General features: G+C 67.0%; 18 protein-coding genes. 14 read left to right on the top strand and 4 right to left on the bottom strand.

Translation table 11 applies throughout. From position 1 onward, the window contains the following. The first annotated feature begins 14 nt into the window (after positions 1-14). Positions 15-1,334 (top strand): MFS transporter, encoded by a 1,320-nt coding sequence (locus tag V3G39_17560; GenBank protein XAS76425.1) that lies wholly within the window; start codon positions 15-17, stop codon positions 1,332-1,334. A gap of 26 nt (positions 1,335-1,360) precedes the next feature. On the opposite strand, the gene V3G39_17555 is transcribed toward V3G39_17560, so the two are convergent. Then, positions 1,361-1,951 carry an inorganic diphosphatase gene (locus V3G39_17555; protein XAS76424.1) on the bottom strand — a complete coding sequence of 197 codons (591 nt, stop codon included), beginning with the start codon at positions 1,949-1,951 and terminating at the stop codon, positions 1,361-1,363. Positions 1,952-2,054: 103 nt separating this feature from the next. On the opposite strand from V3G39_17555, the gene dacB reads away from it, so the two are divergent. From dacB to V3G39_17510, 9 genes are all read left to right on the top strand, one after another. Continuing rightward, positions 2,055-3,473, top strand: a complete 1,419-nt coding sequence (gene dacB, locus V3G39_17550; GenBank protein XAS76423.1) for a D-alanyl-D-alanine carboxypeptidase/D-alanyl-D-alanine-endopeptidase — start codon at positions 2,055-2,057, stop codon at positions 3,471-3,473. Between the two features lie 137 nt (positions 3,474-3,610). Next, positions 3,611-4,663: a zinc-dependent metalloprotease gene (locus V3G39_17545; protein XAS76422.1), complete on the top strand. Its 1,053-nt coding sequence runs from the start codon at positions 3,611-3,613 to the stop codon at positions 4,661-4,663. A gap of 10 nt (positions 4,664-4,673) precedes the next feature. After that, positions 4,674-5,660, top strand: coding sequence for a tRNA lysidine(34) synthetase TilS (gene tilS, locus V3G39_17540; GenBank protein ID XAS76421.1), 987 nt, complete (start codon positions 4,674-4,676; stop codon positions 5,658-5,660). A gap of 4 nt (positions 5,661-5,664) precedes the next feature. Further along, the gene (hpt, locus tag V3G39_17535) at positions 5,665-6,216 is read left to right on the top strand and encodes a hypoxanthine phosphoribosyltransferase (GenBank protein XAS76420.1); all 552 of its coding nucleotides are present in this window, start codon (positions 5,665-5,667) and stop codon (positions 6,214-6,216) included. A gap of 172 nt (positions 6,217-6,388) precedes the next feature. Continuing rightward, positions 6,389-8,431 (top strand): ATP-dependent zinc metalloprotease FtsH, encoded by a 2,043-nt coding sequence (ftsH, locus tag V3G39_17530; GenBank protein ID XAS76419.1) that lies wholly within the window; start codon positions 6,389-6,391, stop codon positions 8,429-8,431. Then, on the top strand, positions 8,409-8,996 hold the full coding sequence (gene folE, locus V3G39_17525) for a GTP cyclohydrolase I FolE (GenBank protein ID XAS76418.1): 588 nt from the start codon (positions 8,409-8,411) through the stop codon (positions 8,994-8,996). The genes ftsH and folE overlap by 23 nt, the downstream gene beginning before the upstream one ends. A 53-nt stretch (positions 8,997-9,049) precedes the next feature. Continuing rightward, a complete protein-coding gene (gene folP / locus V3G39_17520) occupies positions 9,050-9,862 on the top strand; it encodes a dihydropteroate synthase (GenBank protein ID XAS78272.1) in 813 nt (270 codons plus the stop codon). A 6-nt stretch (positions 9,863-9,868) separates the two neighbouring features. Beyond that, positions 9,869-10,771, top strand: coding sequence for a 2-amino-4-hydroxy-6-hydroxymethyldihydropteridine diphosphokinase (gene folK / locus V3G39_17515; GenBank protein ID XAS76417.1), 903 nt, complete (start codon positions 9,869-9,871; stop codon positions 10,769-10,771). Then, positions 10,771-11,274 (top strand): DUF3180 domain-containing protein, encoded by a 504-nt coding sequence (locus V3G39_17510; GenBank protein XAS76416.1) that lies wholly within the window; start codon positions 10,771-10,773, stop codon positions 11,272-11,274. The genes folK and V3G39_17510 overlap by 1 nt, the downstream gene beginning before the upstream one ends. Before the next feature lie 16 nt (positions 11,275-11,290). On the opposite strand, the gene V3G39_17505 is transcribed toward V3G39_17510, so the two are convergent. Then, positions 11,291-12,451 carry an NADH-quinone oxidoreductase subunit D gene (locus V3G39_17505; GenBank protein XAS76415.1) on the bottom strand — a complete coding sequence of 387 codons (1,161 nt, stop codon included), beginning with the start codon at positions 12,449-12,451 and terminating at the stop codon, positions 11,291-11,293. 4 nt (positions 12,452-12,455) lie between these two features. Then, complete coding sequence (locus V3G39_17500; GenBank protein XAS76414.1) at positions 12,456-13,574, bottom strand: DMT family transporter; 1,119 nt, start codon at positions 13,572-13,574, stop codon at positions 12,456-12,458. A 57-nt stretch (positions 13,575-13,631) separates the two neighbouring features. Here V3G39_17500 and V3G39_17495 point away from each other — a divergent pair, with 57 nt between their 5' ends. After that, positions 13,632-14,201, top strand: coding sequence for a CGNR zinc finger domain-containing protein (locus V3G39_17495; GenBank protein XAS76413.1), 570 nt, complete (start codon positions 13,632-13,634; stop codon positions 14,199-14,201). Further along, on the top strand, positions 14,194-15,099 hold the full coding sequence (locus V3G39_17490; GenBank protein XAS76412.1) for a hypothetical protein: 906 nt from the start codon (positions 14,194-14,196) through the stop codon (positions 15,097-15,099). The genes V3G39_17495 and V3G39_17490 overlap by 8 nt, the downstream gene beginning before the upstream one ends. Here V3G39_17490 and V3G39_17485 read toward each other — a convergent pair. Then, entirely contained in the window at positions 15,071-16,039 is a 969-nt protein-coding gene (locus V3G39_17485; protein XAS76411.1) for an SAM-dependent methyltransferase, read from the bottom strand. The genes V3G39_17490 and V3G39_17485 overlap by 29 nt on opposite strands. A gap of 65 nt (positions 16,040-16,104) precedes the next feature. Between V3G39_17485 and V3G39_17480 the strand changes: the two genes are divergently transcribed. Together V3G39_17480 and panC are read left to right on the top strand one after the other, a co-directional pair. After that, positions 16,105-16,995, top strand: a complete 891-nt coding sequence (locus tag V3G39_17480) for a DUF2520 domain-containing protein (GenBank protein XAS76410.1) — start codon at positions 16,105-16,107, stop codon at positions 16,993-16,995. Continuing rightward, entirely contained in the window at positions 16,992-17,888 is an 897-nt protein-coding gene (gene panC / locus V3G39_17475) for a pantoate--beta-alanine ligase (GenBank protein ID XAS76409.1), read from the top strand. The genes V3G39_17480 and panC overlap by 4 nt, the downstream gene beginning before the upstream one ends. Positions 17,889-17,906: the final 18 nt, after the last annotated feature.

Raw genomic sequence — 17,906 nt, 5'->3', positions numbered from 1 at the left:
GCTCTGATTGTCTCGTGACGGACCCGACACTGCGCTATCCGCTCGGCGGACGGCGCGCCTACACAGTCTGGGCCGGCGGGCTCGCGGTCTATGTTCTGGCCGTCTTCAACCGCAGCTCGCTGGGCGTCGCAGGATTGATCGCAGCGCAGCGGTTCCACATCAGTTCCGCCCAACTCGCGACGTTCGTGATGGTGCAGCTCGGGGTGTACGCCGCCATGCAGGTGCCTGTCGGCGCCCTACTGGACCGGGTCGGCTCCAAGGTGCTGCTGTCCACCGGCGTGGTGCTGATGAGCCTGGCGCAGCTGGCCTTCGCGTTCGCGCATTCGTTCGCGATCGGCATCCTGGCGCGGGTCTTCGTCGGGATCGGCGACGCCATGACGTTCGTATCGGTGCTCCGGCTGGTCGCCCTGTGGATCCCGCCCGCCCGCACCCCGCTGGTCACCCAGATGACCGGGGTAGCCGGTCAACTGGGAGCACTCGCCGCTGCAGCACCACTGGTGGCGCTGCTGCAGCGCTTCGGTTGGCAGACCAGTTTCGTGATCTCCTCGGTCATCGGGATCGTGCTGGGTGTCGTGATGGTGCTGGTCGTCAAAGACACGCCGTACACAGCGCCGGAGCGCACCGAGCTGAAGCTGCGGGCTGTCGCTCGTGCGGTGCGACTTTCCTGGCGCGAGCCGGGCACGCGCCTCGGACTGTGGTGCCACTTCGCACTGCCCTTCTCCTCCAATGTGTTCACCTTGATCTGGGGCTACCCGTTCCTGACCAGGGGGCAGGGCTTGAGCGCGGGCACCGCCGGGATCCTGCTGTCCCTGATGGTCGGGGTCTCCGTGGTGACCAGTCCGCTGCTCGGCCTGTACCTGGGCCGCTTTCCCTACTCACGCTCCACGCTCGTGCTGGCCGCGTTGTCGTTGATGGTGGCGGTCTGGACCGTCGTACTGCTCTGGCGTGGACCGGCGCCGCTGTGGCTGCTGGTCCTGCTGGTCTCCGTGACGGCCGTCGGTGGGCCGGGGTCGATGATCGGTTTCGACCTCGCGCGCACCTTCAACCCGTTGGACCGGATCGGCAGCGCCACCGGGATCGTCAATGTCGGCGGATTTACCGCATCACTGGTCGCGGTCTTCGCCGTCGGGTTGGTGCTGGACCGGGTCTGCCCGGGCGGGCCGACGCAGTACACGCTCGGCGGATTTCGGGCGGCGCTCACCGTGCAGTACGCCGGGTGGGCGCTCGGCGTCGCGATGATCCTGCGATACCGGCGCATCACCCGGAAACTGGTGCTCGGTGACACCGACACCTTCGGCCATCTACTGCCGAAGGTGAAGGGTCACCGAGGATGACAAGCCGCTGAGGATGAGGGCGGGGATCAGTCCTCGGGCTGCTCGGCCTGTGACCCGTTCCCGGTGTGGTCGATGTCGGTTGCGGTCTCATCGGCGTCGTGATGCGGCATTGCCCAACGTGCGGTCGTCACGCCCTCGGCTCTGGCCTTGTCCAGCGCACCCTGCACAACCGTCTCGGCCTCGGCGGCGTCGAGCCAGTGCGCGCCCTCCTCGACACTCTTACCGGGCTCCAGAACCTTGTAGGTCTCGAAGAAGTGCTGGATTTCCTTCTGCAGGAATTCGTTGACATCAGAGATGTCCTGGATGCCGTCCTGGCGGGGGTCACCAGCGGGCACGCAGAGGATCTTGTCGTCGCCGCCGGCTTCGTCGACCATCCGGAAGACGCCGACGGCCCGCGCGCGCACGACACAGCCCGGGAAGGTCGGTTGGGTCAGCAGCACCATCGCGTCCAGCGGGTCGCCGTCCTCACCGAGGGTGTCCTCGATGTAGCCGTAGTCCGACGGGTAGCTCATCGCGGTGAACAGGAAGCGGTCCAGGCGGATCCGTCCGGTCTCGTGGTCGACCTCGTACTTGTTACGGGTGCCGCGAGGGATCTCGATGGTGACGTCGAACTCCATGGAACTTCCTTCGTATTCGGGGGTGATGTGATGATTACCTGCGGCAGGTAGTCTCCCGCACCCGCGGGCCGATCGCGAACCCCTGCCGCCGGGGAGGGGCAGGGTGCGGCGTTGGGGCAAGGTGGCTATCTCAGCGGGGGCTGTCGTGGTCGCGCTCGGGACCTACGGCACCCTCGACGTGTACGACGTCGTGCCCGGGGTGCTGACTCTCGCCCACGCCCCGCAGCCCGCTGTACCGCAGCCGGGACGCACGGTCGCCGGTCCGAAGGTCAACCCGCCGCAACCCGTTGCGCTCGTGGTGCCGTCGCCGCCGACCGCGCCGATCCCGACCGCGGTCGCCCTGGCACAACGGATCGACGCGGCGCGCAAGAACCCGGGGATGCCCTCGAAGGTGTCGATGGTCTTCCGCGACGCGAGTACCGGCACTGTCCTGTACAACAGGGCGGACACCACGCCGGTGACGCCTGCATCGGTCACCAAACTGCTTACCGCCTGGGCCATCTCCCACGCGCTTCCGCTGGACGGCACGTTCACCACGAAGGTCGTCTCCGGTGCCACCGGCTCGGTCATCCTGGTCGCGGGCGGGGACACCTGCCTGAACCCGAAAGCCGGCGATCCGCTGGCCGTCTGTGGGCGGGCCGGTGTCGGTGACCTCGCCGCCCGGGTCGCAGCCGGGCTGAAGAAGCAGGGCCGCAACACGGTGCGCCTGGGGTACGACGCCTCCTACGATCCGGGGCCCGCGACGGCGCCCGGCTGGGGCGCTGATCTGCTGACGGCCGGATACACCACGCGGATAGCGATGCTCGGGTTGTCGACGCAGCACGCGGAGACCGGCCCGGCGGTGGCCAGCCCGGACGCGAGTACGACCGACGCGCTCGCCGCGGCGCTGGCAGCCAAGGGGATCAAGGTGACCGTCGGCGGCCAGGTCAAGGCACCTGTGGGCGCCCAAACTCTCGCATCGGTGCAGTCGGCGCCGATCATCGACCAGCTCGGGTATGCGTTGCAGGAGAGCGACAACTCGATGATCGAATCGCTTGCGCGGCAGGCTGCGTACCGATCGGGTGTTACCGCGAATACCGAAGCCGCAGTGACCGGTTGGTTGCGCAAGGAACTGGTTACTGCCGGACTTGATGTCTCCGGGCTGAAACTGGCCGACGTCTGCGGGCTGTCCGACGGCACCACGCTCACCACTCGACTGCTGAGTGATCTGGTGAGCCGGGCCAGCACGGGCAAGGACCCGAAGTTCGCCGACGCGCTCACCCGGCTGGCGGTGGGGGGTTGGAACGGCACTCTCGCGCAACGGTTCGGCACCACTGCCTCCGCGCCGGCCGCTGGATGGGTGCGGGCCAAGACCGGCAGCCTGCCTGGGGTGGCGTCGCTGGCAGGAAGCGTGCTGGATGTCGATGGCCGACTGATCGACTTCGCGATCATCGCCAACGGAAATCAGCCGCAGGGCCCGCTCGGAGCGCGCGCCGCCATCGATGCCGTTGTGGCCGCCGTGCGCGGCTGCGGATGTCATTGATTGACCGAAGTTGTATGAACGGGTGCGCCCTATAGAGCGCACCCGTTCATACAACTTCCCGGTTACCTCCTCGACGCGGACCCGTCGACCGGACCTGGATTGATGGCCATGGCGCGCTGCGCCGTACGGTGATCCGCATGGCTGGCACCGGACGTTCGTATGTCGATTGGGACCTTGCACGCACCACCGCGCGGCGGTTGGTGTCCGACGGGCCCGAGACGACCCAGAAGAACGCGGCCGCAGTTGTGGCAGATCTGCGCCAGGCAGCCGCGAACGCGTTGCAACCCGTCGCCGACACCGCCCGGATGGACGCAGCAGGCGGCGCCGGGTCCGACGTGCACATCGTCGACCGCGGCGGTTGGATCGACGTCAACGTGGCCTCCACGTCACGGCTCATGGAGCCGGTGCTCGACAAGGTCACTTCCAAGAAGGCCGCCGGACCCGTTGCGCTCGCGATCGGAGCCAAGGTCACCGGCGCCCAGGTGGGTGCGTTGCTCGGATTCGTCGCGCCGAAGATCCTCGGCCAGTTCGATCTCGCACCCGGGGGTCGCCCGAGCCTGCTGTTGGTGGCGCCCAATATCGTCACTGTCGAGCGTGAGCTGGAGGTGGATCCGACGGACTTCCGCACCTGGGTCTGTCTGCACGAAGAAACGCACCGCGTGCAGTTCACCGCAGTGCCGTGGCTGCGCCAGCATGTCATCGACTCCTCGCGCGCGTTGATGAGCGACCTGATGCCCGACCCGGATGCACTGCAGGAGCGCCTCGCCCGCGCGCTGACCGCATTACCCGAGGCCCTACGTGGTGGCGGCAACGGCTTGATGGATTTGTTCACGACCTCCGAGCAACGCGACCAGCTCGCCGCGTTGACGGCTGTGATGTCGTTGCTGGAAGGGCATGCGGATGTCGTCATGGACGACGTGGGCCCCAAGGTGGTCCCGACCGTGGACGACATCCGACGCAAGTTCAACGCGCGTCGCAAGGGCGGGGGCGGAGTCGATCGGCTGTTGCGACGACTACTCGGGCTGGAGGCCAAGATGCGGCAGTACCGCGACGGGGCAGTGTTCTGTCGCAGCGTGATCGACACGGTCGGCGTCGATGGGTTCAACGAGATCTGGACCTCTGTGCAGACCCTGCCCACGGCCCGCGAGATCGCAACCCCGAAGGACTGGGTCAGCCGGGTCCACGGCTGAACCCGCCGCGATGCCCGGTCCGCATCCCGCCGTCGCAGCGACTCGGGTAGCCCTGCGCCGCTCACTCGCGCAGCTGGAGTCCGGCACGCTGGTCCTCGTCGCGGTCTCCGGTGGCGCGGATTCGCTTGCCCTCGCAGCAGCCGCCGCCTTCGAACTACCGAAGCGCGCGATCCGGGTGGGCGCGGTCATCGTCGATCACCGATTGCAGCGCGAGTCGGCGCAGGTCGCCGCCACCGCCGCCGACTGCTGCCGCACCCTGGGCATCGATCCGGTCGTGGTGTCGGCCGTCGATGTGGACCAGGACAGCCCACTCGGCCCGGAGGCCGCTGCGCGCCAGGCCCGTCACCGGGCCTTCACCGAAGCGGTCTCAGCTGCGGGTGCCGCGTGTCTGCTGCTCGGGCACACCCGTGATGACCAGGCCGAGACGGTGCTGCTGCGGATGGCTCGTGGTTCGGGCCTACGGGCACTCGCGGCCATGTCGCCGGACGGCCCCGGCATCATCCGGCGGCCGTTCCTGCTCGATATCGCGCGGGCCGACACCCGTGCGGCCTGCGCCGCACAGGGGCTGAAGTGGTGGGACGATCCGCACAACGAGGACGCGCGGTTCACCCGGGTGCGGACCCGTCGGGCGCTGGCAGCGTTGACCGCGGACCTCGGGCCCGGCCTGGTCGAGGGCCTGGCTCGCACCGCGGCCCTGGCCCGTCAGGACGCGGATCACCTCGATGCGCAGGCCGCAGCGGTGGCCGCCCGACTGGGACCGGCTCCCTGGGCGGTGGCCCAGCTGCGGGAGATTCCGATCGCGGTCCGGGCCCGGGTGTGGCGCGTATTGATGGCCAGGGCCAATGGCGGATCTGCGGATGTCGCCTTCGTCCAGGTCACCTCGCTGGAGGCGCTACTCACGCGCTGGCGGGGTCAGGGCCCGGTCGACATTCCCGGTGGTCTGCAGGTCCGTCGACACGACGGCGTCATCGAGACCGTCGCCCGTCCGGTTCAATAGAGTCATGGATTCCTCCGATGCCGGCGATGACCTGGACCACGTGCTCTTCACCGAGGCCCAGATCCTGGCGCGACTGCAGGAGCTCGGTGATCTCATCTGGGCCGACTACAAGGACAAAGAGGTCCTGCTGGTCGGTGTGTTGAAGGGCGCCGTGCTGGTCATGGCCGACCTCATGCGCACCCTGCCCGGCTCCGTGCCGATGGACTGGATGGCGGTCTCGTCCTACGGGTCGGGTACCAAATCCTCCGGCGTCGTTCGCATCCTGAAGGATCTGGACACCGACATCTCCGGCAAGCACGTACTGATCGTCGAGGACATCATCGACTCCGGGCTGACGCTGAACTGGATCCGCAGCAACCTGCTCTCCCGCGACCCCGCGTCGTTGGAGATCTGCACACTGCTGCGTAAGCCGGACGCCGCAAAGGTCGCGATCGACTGCCGCTACGTCGGCTTCGACATCCCCAACGAGTTCGTCGTCGGATACGGGCTGGACTACAACGAGCGTTACCGCAACCTGCGCGACATCGGCACGCTCGCCCCGCACGTCTATTCCTGACCGCCGACACCCCGCGCGCGCCGTGGAACGTATGGCGACCAGCGGACGTTGAATCCCACGCCGGGTCGTTGCAGCAAGCGGGCGCGGTTTACGATCGTTCGGATCTCAGTCGTCGGGCTCGTTGCCCACTGGGAACCATGAGCAGGAGGAACGGGGAGCACCCCGGCACACGTTGACTATGAAACGCCTTGTCAAAAACCCCGCCATTATCGTCGTTCTCGTCGTGATATTCGGCTTCATGATCTATTCGTTCGGCAAGGTCGGCGGATATCAGAAGGTCGACACCTCTGCGGCCGAGACTCTGATCAGCCAGAGCAAGGTCGAGTCGGCCAAGCTGACTCCCGACGGCATCAACCTGACGCTCAAACCAGGTCAGGTCTACAACAACACCGATCAGAAGATCAAGGACGCCACCCAGGTCCAGGCCAGCTATGTCAACGCCCGCGGTGACCAACTGGTCAACCTGTTGACCAAGTACCCGCCGACCAAGGGCTACACCGATGACCCCGGTCGTCAGAATGTCTTTGTCAGTCTGCTGTTGTCGATCCTGCCGTTCCTGCTGGTGCTCGGTCTGTTCTGGTTCATTCTGAGCCAGATGCAGGGCGGCGGTTCGAAGGTGATGCAGTTCGGCAAGTCCAAAGCCAAGCTCGCGACCAAGGACATGCCGAAGGTCACCTTCCACGATGTCGCTGGCGCGGACGAGGCCGTCGAAGAGTTGGAGGAGATCAAAGAATTCCTCCAGGCTCCGAAGAAGTTCCTCGATGTCGGCGCAAAGATCCCCAAGGGGGTCCTGCTCTACGGGCCACCCGGTACCGGTAAGACACTGCTGGCCCGCGCGGTTGCGGGTGAGGCGGGTGTGCCGTTCTACTCGATCTCCGGCTCGGACTTCGTCGAGATGTTCGTCGGTGTCGGTGCCTCCCGTGTTCGTGACCTGTTCGAGCAGGCCAAGACGAATGCGCCGGCCATCATCTTCGTCGATGAGATCGACGCCGTCGGTCGACACCGCGGTGCCGGTATGGGCGGCGGTCACGACGAGCGTGAGCAGACCCTCAACCAGCTACTGGTCGAGATGGACGGGTTCGACGTCAAGACCAATGTGATCCTGATCGCTGCGACCAACCGTCCCGACATCCTCGACCCGGCGCTGCTGCGCCCGGGCCGGTTCGACCGGCAGATCGCGGTGGAAGCCCCGGACATGGCCGGGCGTCACCACATCCTGCAGGTGCACTCCAAGGGCAAGCCGATGGCAGACGACATCGACCTGCTCACGGTGGCGCGTCGTACCCCGGGATTCTCCGGTGCGGATCTTGCCAACGTGCTGAACGAGGCGGCGTTGCTGACTGCCCGTAGCAATGCGCAGATCATCGACAACCGTGCGTTGGACGAGGCCATTGACCGCGTGATCGCCGGACCGCAGAAGCGGACCCGGATGATGAGCGCCAAAGAGCGCAAGATCACCGCGTACCACGAGGGTGGGCACGCGATGGTGGCCTCCGCGATGAACTACCTGGACCCGGTCAGCAAGATCACCATCCTGCCGCGTGGCCGGGCACTGGGTTACACGATGGTCCTTCCGCAGGACGACAAGTACTCGACGACTCGGAACGAGTTGCTGGATCAGTTGGCGTACGCCCTGGGCGGGCGTGTCGCGGAGGAGATCGTCTTCCACGACCCGAGCACCGGTGCGTCCAATGACATCGAGAAGGCATCCGGGCTGGCACGCAAGATGGTCACCCAGTTCGGGATGAGCGAGCGGGTCGGCGCGATCAAGCTCGGCTCCGGTGGCGGTGAGCCCTTCATGGGCCGCGACATGGGCCGCGAGCGCGACTACTCCGAGGACCTCGCCGGTGTCGTGGACGAAGAGGTGCGCCGCCTGATCGAGGCTGCGCACGACGAGGCCTGGCATGCGTTGAACGACAACCGCGACCTGCTGGATGAGTTGGTGCTGGAACTGCTGGAGAAGGAGACGTTGAACGAGAAGGCCCTCGCGGTCATCTTCGCCAAGGTGAACAAGCGTCCCCACCGTCGCGTGTGGTTGTCCAGCGATGCCCGCAACGTCAGTGACCGCCCGCCGGTCCTCACGCCCGCTGAGCAGGCGGCAGTGGCACGTGGCGTCGACCTGGACAAGCAGGAACTGATGCACGCCGAGCCGCGGCCCCCCGAGGCGATCATCGAGGTACCGGACGGTGGTTATGTCGACCCCACCGGCAGTTGACCTGGAACGCGCCGCAGCCGCGGTGCGTGAGCTGCTCATCGCGGTCGGGGAAGATCCCGACCGCGAGGGGCTGCTCGACACCCCGGGCAGAGTGGCCCGTGCGTACGCAGAAACGTTCGCGGGACTGGGTCAGGACCCTGCGGAAATCCTGAGTCGCACCTTCGACGTCTGTCACGACGAGATGGTGCTGATCCGCGACATCGAGGTCTACAGCACGTGTGAGCACCACCTGCTGCCGTTCCACGGCGTGGCCCACGTGGGCTACATCCCCGCCAAGGACGGTCGGGTCGCCGGGTTGTCGAAGATTGCGCGGCTCGTCGATCTGTATGCCCGCAGGCCGCAGGTCCAGGAGCGTCTGACCACGCAGATCGCCGACGCGCTCGTCGAGCATCTGCACGCGGAGGGCGTCATCGTGGTGATCTCCTGCGAGCATCTGTGTATGTCGATGCGCGGTGTCCGCAAGCCGGGCGCGACGACGATGACCTCGGCTGTTCGTGGGCAGTTACGGGACCCCACGACCCGGGCCGAGGCGATCAGCCTGTTGGCCGCCGGCGACCGTCGGTGACGGCACTCCCCACGAGTGCACTTCCCCGAAGGCCGGTGAACCGGCCGCTGGTGATGGGGGTCCTTAACGTTACGCCCGACTCCTTCTCCGACGGCGGAAAATGGCTCGGGGTGCAGGACGCCGTGCGGCACGGCCTGGAGCTACGCGACCAGGGTGCAGACATCGTGGATGTAGGCGGTGAGTCGACCCGGCCGGGAGCAGCACGCACCGATCACGCGCAGGAGCTGGCGCGCGTGGTGCCGGTGGTACGGCAACTGACCGAGCACGGGGTCGTCGTGTCGATCGACACGATGCGGTCGGAGGTGGCCGCCGCCGCGGTCGGCGTCGGCGCGAGCATTGTGAACGATGTGAGCGGGGGGTTGGCGGATCCGCTGATGGCGGGCCTGGTGGCTGACCTCGGGGTTGCCATGGTCGCCATGCACTGGCGCGGGCACAGCCACGACATGGTGAACCGGGCCACCTACGACGACGTCGTGTCCGAGGTGTGCGCGGAACTCGCCGATCGCGTGGCAGCGCTGGTGGGCGCGGGGATCGCCCGCGATGCCCTGGTGCTGGACCCGGGGCTCGGCTTTGCCAAGACCGCAGCTCAGAACTGGACGGTACTGCGGGGGTTGTCGCAGCTGCAGTCCCTCGGACTACCGGTCCTGGTCGGCGCGTCACGCAAAGGTTTCCTCGCGCACCTCGGCCCACTGACTCCGGTGCCTGCGGATCGGCGCGAAGGCGCGACGACGGCACTGACCGTCATGTTGGCCCAATCGGGTGTGTGGGGAGTGCGGGTGCACGATGTGCTCGCGGCGCGCACCGCGTTGGGTGTACTGGAGACGATGGCCGTGGCTGTTCCGAGCCGCGCCGAACACGATGGGTGAGATGTCATGACCGACCGGATCGGATTGAGCGGGATCGTCGCGACGGCCTGCCACGGGGTGCTGCCGCACGAGAAGCGTGAACCGCAACGGTTCATCGCCGACATCGTGTTGGAGTTCGACGTGCGTGCGGCGGGCGAGAGCGACGACCTGGACGCAACCGTCAGCTATGCAGACATCGCCCAAGGTGCCTACGCGATTCTCACCGGCGACAGCGTCGACCTCATCGAGACGCTTGCGCAGCGCATCGCGGAGATTGCGATGGCGCCGGATGCGGTCGAAGCCGTCGACGTCACGATCCGCAAGCCGCAGGCCCCCGCTGGGGTCCCGTTCGTCGACGAGGTACTCGGTGGCCCGTACGTGAGCGTCCGGCGGGTACGCGACCGCGAGGTGGTCATCGCGCTGGGCTCGAACATGGGTGATCGGGTGGGAACGCTGTCGTCGGCAGTGCGCCAGTTGGCGCAGCTCGACGGTCTGCAGATCGTGTCGTGCTCCCCGCTGCTGGAGACCGCTGCGGTGGGTGGTCCTACCCAACCGGACTATCTCAACGCGGTGGTGGTTGCGCGCAGCAAGCTGGCGCCTCGCACGCTCCTGCACGAACTGCACCGGATCGAACACCATCACGGCCGAGTGCGCGCGGTGCGGTGGGATGCGCGGACGTTGGATCTGGACCTGATCCAGGTCGGTGATCCCGCCGAGCAGAACGACCTGACATCCGCAACGCCCGACCTCATTCTTCCGCATCCCCGTGCGCAGGAGCGTGCTTTCGTGCTGATGCCGTGGTCGCGGGCCGACCCGACGGCGATGCTGTCCACCGCGGACGGTGTCGTCGGGGTACGCGCGCTGATCGAGAAGTTGCCGCCCGAGGCGATGAACGGGGTACGACCCGGTCCGGACTGGGCTCCGTGGTGATGGGCGGGCGGCTGACGTGGAAACACGCCCTCGTTACTGCCGCCGTGCTGTTCGTGCTGTCATACGCGGCGTTGCAGGTGTGGAGCTCACACGGGAATTCACTGCCGCAGAACTCCTGGGTCGCCGTCGGCGTCATCGCTGTGATGGCCGCGTTCGTGCTCTACCTGGGCAACGAGGTCCGCACCTACCTCAAAGGTCTGTCGCTGCGGCTGTTGCCGCCGCAGCGGGCCCGCAGCACCCTCGTCGCGGCGCAGGCGTGCATCCTGGCCGGGGCAGCGTTCGCCGGCTGGTATGCGTCAGCCGTCGCGATCTATGCCGACCGGTTGCAGACGACCACGGGTCCGGGCGCGTTCGCTCTGGCCCTGGTGCTCACACTGGCCTGCATCGGTCTGGTGGCCACCGGTCTCATCGTGCAGTGGTGGTGCACGCTTCCGGAGGACGAAGAGGACGACAGGCGTCGGCGTGAGCAGACACCCGGGGATGGGGAAGGGGAACGCGCCTGACCGGCTCAGCCTGTCGCTATTTGTCGATATCTCCCACGACGAAGAACATCGAGCCGAGGATGGCGACCATGTCGGCGAGCAGGTTGCCCGGCAGCAGCTCGGCGAGGACTGCAACGTTGTTGAACGACGCGGACCGCAGCGCGAGTCGCCAGGGGGTTTTCTCTCCTCGGGAGACAAGGTAGTAGCCGTTGAAGCCCAACGGATTCTCGGTCGCCACGTAGTCGGCGCCCTCGGGTACTTTCAGTACTTTGGGCAGCTTGACGTTGATGGGTCCGCCGGGCATCGCGAGTAGACGCTCGACGCATGCCTGCGCGAGGTCAAGACTCACGTGGGTCTGCTCCAGCAGGACCTCCAGGCGGGCCAGGCAGTCTCCCGCCTGGCGGGTGACGACGCGCCCGGGGCCGCCCGCTGCGAACAACTCCCCGTAGGCCAGATAGGGATGGTCCCTGCGTAGGTCGAGATCGACGCCGCTGGCCCGGGCGATGGGGCCGGACACCCCGTACGAGGACACGTCGGCAGCACTGAGCACGCCGACGCCGCGGGTGCGGGCATTCAGGATCTCGTTTCCGACGAGCAGGCTCTCCAGCTCGGGCAGCCGTGCCCGGACGGCGTCGATGGCGATCTGTACCCGTCCCAACCACCCCGCCGGGAGGTCATCACGCAGTCCGCCGACCCGGCCGACCATGTAGTGCATCCGGCCGCCGGACATCTCCTCCATGACCGCCTGCAGCTCCTCGCGCTCACGGAAGGAGTAGAAGATCGGCGTGATGGCCCCGAGTTCGAGCGGATAGGAGCCCAGGAACATGAGGTGATTCAGCACCCGGTTCAACTCCGCGAGCAGCGTCCGGGCCCAGGTGGCGCGCACCGGCACCTCCATGCCGAGCATCCGCTCGACCGTGAGCGCCAGGCCGATCTCGCTGCTGAATGCCGACAGCCAGTCATGCCTGTTCGCAAGCACCATGATCTGGCGGTAGTCGCGTACCTCGAAGAGTTTCTCGGCGCCGCGGTGCATGTATCCGACGATGGGTTCGGCGCGCGAGATCAGCTCGCCGTCGAGGGTCACCCGCAACCGCAGCACCCCGTGCGTGGCGGGGTGCTGCGGGCCGATGTTCAAGACCATGTCGGCGGTGGCCAGATCTCCTGCGCCGACGCCGACAGTCAGTTCGCGGGTCGCCATGCCCTCAGTTTGGCAGGACTGCGCCGGCTACCTCGTGCACGTCCGCCACCGTGTCGGGTGTGGCGGTCTCGGATGTGGTGGTGTCGGGTGTGATCGTCTCGCGGTCGGCCATCCGCACCAGTACGACACCGAGCACGATCAGTGCGCCGCCGCCGAGCTGGATGGGCAACGGCAGCTCACCGAGGAACAGCCACGCGAACAGCACCGCGAAGAGCACTTCGGCGAGCGCCACGAAGGATGCGACCCGGCTGCCCAGCAGTCGTGCGGCCGTGCAACCGGAGACGTAGGCGAACGCTGCTGAGATCACCGAGATGCCGATAATCGGCACGAAGACGCTGACCTGGGTGCCACCGATGGTCACCGGGTGCAGCGAGGCGTGCATCGGTAGCAGGCCCACTGACCCGAACACCACCAGCGGGAGCACGCCGACCGCCATGCCGGCACCGGACAGCGCGAGGGGGGACAGTCCGTCCTCGGGCACGTCGGAGGCCACCAGGAAATAGATCGCCGAGCAGACCGCTGCGGCGAGCCCGAAGGCCACCCCGATGGTGCTGATGGTGATGGACCCGAAGATGTTCAACACCAACGCGAGTCCGCCCAGCGCGCTGAGGGCCCCCAGCATCGTCATCCGCGACGGTGCGCGACGGGTGCGTGCCCAGGCCAACAGCACCAGCAGGGTCGGGGAGAGATACTCCAGCAGTAGCGCGACACCGACGCTGAGGTGCTCCACAGCGATGAAGTAGGCCAGCTGACAGCCCGCGACACCGAAGAGTCCGTAGAGCAGTACCGCTCGCATGTTGGCGCGCAACACGTGCCACCTGCCGCGTAGTTCGCGCACCGTGGGAATCGCCAACACGAGAACGGCGATGCCGATACGCATGGTGACGGCGGCCGCCGGTGACCACCCGACGACGAAGAGCATTTTGGCGAAGGGTCCGGCGGCGCCGAACGCTGCGGCGGAAGCCAGGGCGACCACCATCGCGCGGGACATCGATGTCGACGCCTCGGGCGCTGTGTGCACGGTGGCTGCGGGGAGGTCTGGTGTGCTCAGGATGGCGGTCTCGACGTCGACGGACATGGTGATGCCCCCCTTCGGGGATAGGTAGCTTTTGTAATGAGTCATACGCATCTATGCTGATGACCAGATGCAGGATACAAGTGGGAGGAGTCACGAGTCAACATGATCTTCAGCCATGACACTGAAGAGGCACTCCTGTCGGGTGCCGCGCTCGTCTGCACAACCGCATCCGCCGGCGACGGCAGCGATGAACTACTCGATGCAGAGCAGTTCGAGCAGTTCGTCCAGCGGTGGCAATGGACCGGGTCGCGTGGGTACGACGAGGATGAACGGCGCGCTGTTCGCGCACTGCGCCCGACCCTGGCTGCGCTATGGGAATGCAGCACGGAGGATGAGGTGGTGCTGCTGGTCAACACCTGGCTGCTGGCCGGTCGGGCGCTGCCGCAACTGGTCCGGCACGACGGATGGGGATATCACCTGCATGCGACGTCTCCCGACGCTCCGCTCGCCACTCGATGGATGGTCGAGGTGGCCATGGCGATGGTGGACGTGGTCCGCGCCGGCGAACTGTCGCGGTTGCGGTTCTGCGCAGCAGAGGACTGCGACGGGGTGCTGGTCGATCTGTCGAAGAACCGCTCGCGCAGATTCTGTGAAAATGGGTGTGGCAACCGCACCAACGTGGCGGCGTATCGCGCGCGTCGCAGAGCAGAGGAGGATGCCGGGGATGAGTGATTCCAGCAGCGCAGGGGACGGGTCCCCGCAGGACCGGTACTACCAGCGGTACACCGAGATGTCCGGATCTTCCGGCAGCTCGGACGGCGGACCCGGCAGAGGCCCCACGCGGATGGTGAAGATCCTCGTGGCGATTGTTGCCGTCGTGGTGGCGATCGTGGTGGCTGTCATCGCGACCACGTGGGGGTCCTCCTCCGGTGAAGCGAGCCCGTCATCGACCGCGGGCACGGCCTCGAGCACCCCGTCTACAGATGGGACCAGAACGGGATCTGGAAGCAGCGGGACCACTACCGTCGCGGGCGCCCTGAAAGTGCGCCCGGTGGTGCCAGGTTGGCAGGCCGTCGGCGGTCTCGTGAACGATCGCAACACGATTAAGGCTGCCTACGATGCTCCGCCGAACTGGAAGGTGACCCAGGACGGTTCGATCGTCTTCAAGAACGAGACGGTCTTCGGTAAGGCGACCACCTGGGGTCTGGCGGCGTACAACGCCGGTAAGTGTCCAGGCCACCCGAGGGGAATTCAGGCAAGCGCGAGTTTCATCGATATCGGCAAACGTGACCCGGTTGAGGCCGTCACTTCGATCATGGCGCAATTCGGGTCGGCGGCGAGCTTGAACAAGGACAAGACAACCCATGCCAGTCAGGGCGATCTCGCCACCAAGACCGTCACCGTCGGTGGCAACATACCGGCGGTGCGTGGTGATCTGAAGGTGACAGAGGGCACCTTGGGCGACGATTGCGGAGTGGGAAAGTCAATGCTTCTTCAGGGGGTGGCCTTCTCAGCGAACGACACGTCCGTGTTCCTGCTCATTTCGGTGGCCACCTGGCCAGGGCAGGTGACTCCACCGACAGCCACCATCGACAAGATCTTCAGCTCGCTGCGGCCGGTATCGGGCTGACCGGTTCCAGCGTCCACCAGAAGTCGCCGAGACCACCCTTCGCGGTCAGCGCGCTGTAGGCGCCGCGTTCGCTCAGCGCGCGGAGGTAAGCCGGCGGGTCCGTGCCGGCGAGCGCATGCGCCACCGGTGGGGGACGCAGGCCCAGCCGGTCGAACAGGTCGAGTTGGCGCAGCAGTTGCGGTGCGCCGAGGGTGTCCATGGCGACGTGGGCGGTGATGTCGGTACTGCCATCCGGAACGGGCCGACATTCAACACCGTCCCGGTAACCCCTCAACGTGCCCCCGGTCGGTCGGGCATCCCGCAGATGTCCGTAATCGACGGTGATCAGAGCGCCGCTGGCAACCATCGTCCGTAAGGCGGCGTATACGGCGTCGCGAGGTCGACCGACCTCCAGGCGAGTGCCCGGCCGCTCCCAACCGGGCCAGTGGGCCGCGCACCACGCCACGTCCAGAGGATCCGCCGCCGCACCGACGCGTTCTGCTCCGTGCCGGTCGACTTCGAGCACCCGCAACTGGGACCCGTCGTGCACCAGGACAGGACACGGGACGACATCCAGATATTCGTGCGCAATGACCAGCGCATCGGGAATCGCACGAAGTTCCGACGACATGCCGGTACCGCCCGGCGCGCGTACCCAGTCGACGGCGGCAGGAAGGCCGGGCGGCCGGTCGACCACGTCCACTGCGACCACCTGTAGATCCGGCGCCACCGACGCTATCTCGACCGCCAGTTCGCCTCTGCCGCAACCGAAATCGACGACAGTGCAGGCGTTGTGTGAGCGGGCGAGACTGACGACTGCGCGCGCCAGCAGTGCGCCGCCGCCGGGTATGCCCTGTGCCGAGGTCGCAAAGTGCCGGGCCGGCCCGCCCGGGCTGCGGTAGAAGCCCTCAGGGCCGTACAACGCCTGCTGCCAGGCGGTCTCCCACGCAGGCCAGGTCATCCGGCAACGGTACGGGTCGCGCGTTACATTGCGCCCTCGGACGGCTAACGTCAGGTGGCGTGACCATGTCGGGGCCTCCGCCCAGCCTGCGTATCGGCGTCATCGGCTGTGGCCGGGTCGGTGCTGTACTCGGCGCTGCATTACGCGCCGGGGGCCACGAGATCACCGCAACGAGCGGCGTCAGTGCTGCCTCGTTGGCGCGGGCGGCCGAGCTGCTGCCGGGGGTGCCGGTGGTACTTCCCGAGCAGGTTGCCCGCAGCGCCGAGGTCGTCCTGGTCGCCGTCCCGGATGACGAGCTGGGGCCTCTGGTGGCCTCCCTCGCCACCGCAGGTGTCTGGGACGGCGGGCGCCTGGTCATCCACACCAGCGGTGCGCACGGACCGGAGATACTGGCTCCGGTGGTGTACGCCGGTGGTGATGCCGTCGCGATGCATCCGGCCATGACCTTCACCGGGACCGTCCGCGACTTCGAGCGTCTTATCGGTATCCCGATGGCGATCACTGCCTCGCCTGGGGCGAGTCTGATCGCGGAGGCCCTCACCCTCGACCTGGGCGCGCAGCCTCTGGTCCTCACGGCACAACAGCGCCCGCTCTACCACGCTGCGCTCACGCATGGCGCGAACCATCTCATCACGTTGGTGGCCCAGAGCGCGCAGCTGCTGCGACATGCGGGGATAGATGAGCCCGCCACGGTGCTGCACGGTCTGCTCGGCGCATCGCTGGCCAACGCGCTGGAGCATGGGGACCGGGCGTTGACCGGTCCGGTCGCCCGGGGTGACGTCGAGACGATACGCACCCACCTCAGGGTGCTGGCCGATGAGACACCGGACGTGCAGGTGGCGTACCGCGCAATGGCGCGAGCCACTACTCTTCGAGCCGCCCGGGTCCGCCTGACCCCGTCGCAATCGATCCAGCCGTTGCTGGAGTTGCTCGAACCGGAGGGATCCAGCGAATGACGATGATGTCGGACACCCACCCGACCGCTCCCGCGGTCGCTCACACCCGCGAACAGTTACGTCACGCACGGGCGGCGCTGGGCGACGGTGTCGGCGTTGTCATGACGATGGGGGCACTGCATGAAGGTCACGCTCAGCTCATCCGGCAGGCACGCGCCGAGGTGGAGCACGTTGTGGTCACGATCTTCCTCAATCCGCTGCAGTTCGCGGTCGGTGAAGACCTCTCGCGATATCCGCGTACCGTCGAGTCCGATCTGCAGATCTGTGCCCGCGAAGGGGTCGACCTCGTCTTTGCTCCGTCACCGGATGTCATCTACCCCGACGGTGAGCCGGCGGTTCGAGTGGCGGCAGGCGCCCTGGGTGCCGTTCTGGAAGGCGCTTCGCGGCCGGGTCATTTCGACGGGGTGCTGACCGTCGTCGCCAAGCTGCTGCACCTGGTTCGTCCGTCGCGGGCCTACTACGGCCAGAAGGATGCTCAACAGTTGTTGCTGATCAAGCGGATGGCCGGTGATCTGGACTTCCCCGTCGAGGTCGTGGCTGTGGAGACGGTGCGCGAATCGGACGGGCTGGCACTCAGCAGCCGCAACCGCTACCTCACCGCCGCCGACCGCGAGATCGCTGCCTGCCTGTCCAGAGCATTGCATACCGGTGCGCAACTGGCGCAGATCGGACCCGCCGCAGTACGGCGGGCGGCCCGTGACGTGCTCGTACGCGAACCGCTCGCGTTGATCGACTATCTGGTCCTGGTGCATCCGACTGATCTCACCGAGGTGCCCGAGTGGTACCGAGGACCGGCGCTGCTCGCAGTGGCGGGGCGGGTCGGCACGACACGGCTGATCGACAACCTGCCCCTGGAGCTCGGACCGGACGGCGGCGCTCGGCCAACGGCCTGATTCACTGCGCTGGCAGAA

It is taken from the genome of Dermatophilaceae bacterium Sec6.4, from assembly GCA_039636865.1.
Lineage (GTDB): Bacteria > Actinomycetota > Actinomycetes > Actinomycetales > Dermatophilaceae > Allobranchiibius.
Note: the sequence above shows the minus strand (reverse complement) of the source record. Positions and strands in the feature narration are given on the sequence as shown.